This window comes from Thiocystis violacea, from assembly GCF_016583565.1.
GTDB lineage: Bacteria > Pseudomonadota > Gammaproteobacteria > Chromatiales > Chromatiaceae > Thiorhodococcus > Thiorhodococcus violaceus_A.
Genome location: NZ_NRRF01000207.1, coordinates 1 through 1,189 on the forward strand (window position 1 = coordinate 1; position 1,189 = coordinate 1,189).

A 1,189-nucleotide genomic window follows, 5' to 3' on the forward strand; every position below is an offset into this window, starting at 1 on the left:
TCTGACCTTCAGGCTTGTGCCGTCGAGTCATTACACTTCCGAGCGGCTGACTAAGCCTTACTCGGGAGAGCTTCCCGCTTGCGCGGTTCTCTCACAGTCGGCAACCATTGCCAGGTCACCCAGGTCTTCCCTTTTGCTCTTGATCATGAGGCGGCGAGGTCTACCCGATAGCCTCCCGTCGCGCGATATCCGCTGCTTGAACGATCTTGCTCACGCGCGAATAGTGGATGCCGAAGAAGTCTCCAATGTCCTGCAGCGTATAGCCTCCGCTGCGATAAGCGGCAACGATGGCCTCGTTGCGCCGCGGGTAGTCGCGGACATACTCGGGTAACGGCTTGGGGGGAGGCCGGTGCTTTGACTGCGGCACCTCGCGCAGGTCGCGGTGCTTCGGCAACTGTCGCCGCAGTAACGCCACGAAGCTGTCCGAGCCGAGGAACACTTGGTTTTTCAGTTGCTCCCAAAGGGCAGGTTGGCCCTTCCCTTCGGCGACGAATCGCGCGTAATGCGCGACGGCTTCAGGCTCCGTCTCGCCGAAGATCCCGAGGAGGGTTCGCGTCTCCAGCCACTCCGGCGCCGGTTCCGCGCCGATCATGGCCCGGTAGCTGCTCCAGGGCCAATCGGCTGCGGTACGCACCATCCGCGCCCGCACCGGATTGAGCACGACGTAGCGCGCCAGTTCCAGCAGATACGCATCCTTTTGCGCCAGGATCGCCTTGTAGCGTCCTTGAAACACGTGGCCCGAGCGGCCGTGTGTGCGGTTAAAGCGCTGCGTATAGACGCCATTCAGCTGCCGCATGCCCTTGGAGAGGTTCGCGTCCGGGGTCTCCACCAACAGATGGTAATGGTTGGTCATCAGACAGTAGGCGTGCACCGTCCAATTGAAGCGGTCCCAAACGCCAGCCAGCACATCCAGAAACAGGCGCCGGTCCCCATCGGCGAGGAAAATCGCCTCGCGCCCGTCTCCGTGACTGGTCACATGGTACAGCGCGCCGGGGAATTCGAGACGAAGGGGCCTGGCCATGTCCTCAAGTCTAGCTCAAGAAGAGCAAGAGGCAAAAGGGAAGACCTGGGTGACCTGGCAATGGTTGCCGACTGTGAGAGAACCGCGCAAGCGGGAAGCTCTCCCGAGTAAGGCTTAGTCAGCCGCTCGGAAGTGTAATGACTCGACGGCACAAGCCTGAAGGTCAGA

The 1,189-nt window shown here is 61.4% G+C and carries 1 protein-coding gene; it reads right to left on the reverse strand.

Annotation, left to right across the window (positions count from 1 at the left end; translation table 11 throughout):
* Nucleotides 1–160: 160 nt before the first annotated feature.
* The gene (locus tag CKO23_RS24785; protein WP_200336205.1) at nucleotides 161–1,021 is read right to left on the reverse strand and encodes an REP-associated tyrosine transposase; all 861 of its coding nucleotides are present in this window, start codon (nucleotides 1,019–1,021) and stop codon (nucleotides 161–163) included.
* Nucleotides 1,022–1,189 lie beyond the last annotated feature (168 nt).

Excerpts from the sequence above, each read along its gene's own strand:
- CKO23_RS24785 (WP_200336205.1), bottom strand. The coding sequence starts at position 1,021 with ATGGCCAGGCCCCTTCGTCTCGAATTCCCCGGCGCGCTGTACCATGTG.